Below are 3,728 nucleotides of genomic sequence, written 5' to 3'. Positions count from 1 at the left end.
TTCCTCTGTATCAGTAGATTGCTTTGCATTATCTTGCTTATCTGATTGAGAAGACATTGTTTCCTCTGTATCAGTAGATTGCTTTGCATTATTTTGCTTATCTGATTGAGATAAAAAGTACTGATTTAAATTAGTAGGAGTGGTTTCGCTAGCGTGTGCATCTTTAAAATCATGGATAGAAGTTATTAGTAGTGACGTAGTTGTTAAAGAAAACAAAGATAATAATATTTTCTTATTCATTATAGTAAGACCTTCTTTCTTTATATTTTCAACTATCATTATAATAATTTTGCTTAAATTTTTTTATATTTTGCTTAAATGACGTGTTATACTCCCTAAGTGTAAAATTAGTTTTTTAGAAAAGGGGGAATCAAAATTTGACAAAAATAGAAGTATAAATTAATTTAGTTTATGGGGTGTACTAAATAAGGAGGGCTCATAGTGAGCGAATTAAAATTAATAAAAAAGAATAAAATAATAGCAGTAGCATTATTAATTATATCTATAATACCGATGCTCTATATAGCAATATTCATAGGTTCTTTTTGGAATCCATATGATAAAACAGACAATTTAAGTATAGGTGTAGTTAATAAAGACAATAAAAGTTATTTTAATAAAAACACAATAAACGTTGGAAAAGATATGTCCAAAGAACTTAAAAAAGTTAAAACGATTGACTTTCAGTTTATGTCCGAAAAAGATGCGGAGCGAAATTTGAAAAACGGGAAAACAATAGGGACAATAATTATCCCTAAAGACACATCTAAAAGAGCTAAAACTTTTTTCAACAAAAATCCCAAACCTATTGAAATAGAAACAAGAGTAAACCCTGCTTCTAGTTATAGTGGAAGCCAGATTGCTCAAAATGCAATGAATGATGTATCTGATAAAATGAGTCTTAATATTAGAAAAAAGTACTTTAATAAAATGTCTGATGATTATTCAAAAAATAAAAAAAGTATGCAAAGTATATCGAATTCTTTAAATAAAATATATGATGCGCAAAGTAATTTGATTTTAAATAATCAGAGATTAACTACAAATATGAAAAATGACGTCATAGGTTCACAATCATCACAAATAATTAATGGAAATAATCAAATTACTGAGGGTTTAAAGGAAATAAATAATAATACTAATAACTTAAAATTAAGTATAGATGATAAATCACTTAGTAAATCTAACTCGTTTTTTGGAAATAAAAATGTAAATGTTTTAAATCAAGTATTAAAAGTTAAAGAAAACAATGTTACAACAATAGACAGTTATGGTGAAGCCATACTTCCATATATGATAAGTGTTAGCTTATTTGTCGGAGGTATTGCATTTAGCTCAGTTTATCCTATAAGAAAATCAATAAGTAAAGATACTTCAGCAATCAAACAAACTTTTGGAAAGTTAGTTTTATATTCTATCCAAGGGACTCTCTCAACTGTGTTTTTAAGTATATGGGTTCTTTTGGCTTTTAAGCTAACACCAGATAGTTATGGAAGATTTTTGATTATTGGAGTACTTTGGAGCATTGTTTCAATATGTATTACTACTTTTTTTACTTTGCTTTTTGATAAAGTAGGGCTCTTTTTAGCTATTATTTTATTGATGCTACAATTGAGTGCTAGCGAAGGAATATTCCCCATAACACTTTCAGGCAAATTTTATCAGTTAATTAATCCATTATCTCCTATGTCTTATGCTATTCAAGGATATAGAGATGCTATATTTAAATATGGAAGTCATTTAAGTTTTTATAATATTATAATTGTATTAGTATCTATAACTATATTCTTGATATTACTGCAGTATATAATACTAGTATGGTTTAATCGTAAAGAGAAGCTACCTTTTTCAATGCGTATGAATTAAACTTAATAAGGGGGAGCTAAATTGTTTGCTAAAAATAAAGAATTAGAGAAAGTTATAGAAACATTTCCAATTGCCATGCTAGAAATTAATAAAGAGATAGATAGTATTATAAAAAGTTCATCTTTGGGTAATTTATTATCAAGAGAACAAGTGGAAGCAATGAGGATTATAAGAAATTTAGGCAGCATAACTATAAACGGTTTAGCTGAACAACAAAATATTTTTAAATCAGCCGCATCTAAGAGAGTTAATAAACTAGAAAATTTAGGTTATATTACCCAATTAAAATCAAAAGATAAACGCGTAAAAATTGTCGCCTTAACAGATAAAGGAGACGATTTCTTGTCTCTAGCTACTAAAACTATGGCCCAACTGATTGAAAATAGATTGTCATCTGATTTAAGTGATAAAGAAATTAAAGATTTGATAGAAAAAATAAATTTTATATCTAGAGTGTTTTTGAAAAAATAGAACTGATAAAAAATGGTTCTGTTGCAAAGTTAAAATAGTATACAGTTCTATACAAAGTCAGAATCTTTAACGTTGTTTTAATAAGAAGTTGTTCCATTTAATTTGATTAATGTTTCATTTTTTTGTATATATATGATGTAATTTTTAACTTTGCAACAGAACCCAGGAGGCTTTGTAGGCTCATTCGCAGGATATATAGTTTCTGCTTATGGCGGTAAAGCAGTACCAAAGAACGGTATTATTGTAAAAGGTAAAGTAGATGGATCTGTTCAAAGTATAGTAGCTCAATAAAAACGAGGGATTTTTCATGAGTAAATTTATTTCAGTTTTACTAACAGCAATATTATGTATAATATATTTTTTCATAATCTCTACTTTAGTACCTAAACAACCATTAAATTCAATTATAATTGGAATAGGATTTTTTCTTATAATTTTTATTTGTAGCAAAATCGAGAAAAATTCGAATAACAAGAATTAATAATTTAGAAATAAAAAACTACATCGAAGTTTTAACGCTTTATTCCAATTGCTTTATTGACGTTGAGCCTCCGAACCCTTAACAAACCCAAAACTTGACGAATGGTCGGCTTAATAGCTCACGCTATGCCGACATTCGTCTGCAAGTTTAGTTAAGGGTTCTTCTCAACATCAATAAATTTTCTCGGCATAAATGCTCTGTTACAATATAATCAGAGCTCTTGCTCAAAATATTCTCAGTTCCTTATATATTTTTCCGTTTTAGAAGCCACATTCTTTTGTGGCTTTTTTATTTGCTAAATAAAACTACTCATAATGCTTTTATAATTTTTTGAGGTTTTTGTACTAATTTTTGAAACGCTTCTAAAAACACCCTCTATTTTCTTCTGAGAAGTTATAAAATTTTAGAAACTCGAATATTTTTTAGAACAACCTCGAAAAAATATTTTCAAAAGTCGAAACGTAACCTGAATTTTTTCCAAAGGTCGACTCAAAAAATTTTAACGCCACAAAATTTTTTAGACCAACTTCTAAAAAATAATTTCAAAGTCTGAAATAAAATCACAAAACTTTTTTCAAAGTTTCACGAAAAAATTTGAACACGTCTCCAAAAAAATTCCAAAGCTAAAAAAATTTAACGCCTGAAAATTTTTTAGACCAAATTCAAAAAAATAATTTTAGAAACGTAACACAAAAATTTAAAGTCGTGAATAAAAATAAAAAAACGCTCACTCTTTTTTTGAGTCAGCGTTTTATTTTTTATATGTCTGCTTCAATTTCATTTATCATTTTTTGATTCACTTCTCGTTTTTCTTCATCCGTTAAATCAAAAATTTCACTCGCTAAATATTCTTTTTGATTCCACATGTAAAAAATTTGATATACATATTCTGTTGGATCAATCTCTTTGA

The 3,728-nt window shown here is 27.4% G+C and carries 4 protein-coding genes and 1 pseudogene; 3 read left to right on the top strand and 2 right to left on the bottom strand.

The annotated features are described in order from the left end of the window. Nucleotides 1–216 (bottom strand): hypothetical protein (locus CD155_RS10105; RefSeq protein ID WP_180991837.1); only part of this gene is annotated, 216 nt, incomplete at its 3' end. 225 nt (nucleotides 217–441) lie between these two features. Between CD155_RS10105 and CD155_RS10100 the strand changes: the two genes are divergently transcribed. The 3 genes from CD155_RS10100 to CD155_RS12965 all read left to right on the top strand — a co-directional run bounded on the left by CD155_RS10100 (nucleotide 442) and on the right by CD155_RS12965 (nucleotide 2,628). Continuing rightward, nucleotides 442–1,866 carry a YhgE/Pip domain-containing protein gene (locus tag CD155_RS10100; protein ID WP_172605787.1) on the top strand — a complete coding sequence of 475 codons (1,425 nt, stop codon included), beginning with the start codon at nucleotides 442–444 and terminating at the stop codon, nucleotides 1,864–1,866. Nucleotides 1,867–1,887: 21 nt separating this feature from the next. Then, nucleotides 1,888–2,337 carry a MarR family winged helix-turn-helix transcriptional regulator gene (locus CD155_RS10095; protein ID WP_256604994.1) on the top strand — a complete coding sequence of 150 codons (450 nt, stop codon included), beginning with the start codon at nucleotides 1,888–1,890 and terminating at the stop codon, nucleotides 2,335–2,337. Nucleotides 2,338–2,487: 150 nt separating this feature from the next. Next, the gene (locus CD155_RS12965; RefSeq protein WP_172605786.1) at nucleotides 2,488–2,628 is read left to right on the top strand and encodes a hypothetical protein; all 141 of its coding nucleotides are present in this window, start codon (nucleotides 2,488–2,490) and stop codon (nucleotides 2,626–2,628) included. 948 nt (nucleotides 2,629–3,576) lie between these two features. Here CD155_RS12965 and CD155_RS13135 read toward each other — a convergent pair. After that, nucleotides 3,577–3,728: pseudogene (locus tag CD155_RS13135) on the bottom strand (protein rep); the annotation flags it as partial.

It is taken from the genome of Staphylococcus caprae, assembly GCF_002902725.1.
Lineage (GTDB): Bacteria > Bacillota > Bacilli > Staphylococcales > Staphylococcaceae > Staphylococcus > Staphylococcus caprae.
Note: the sequence above shows the minus strand (reverse complement) of the source record. Positions and strands in the feature narration are given on the sequence as shown.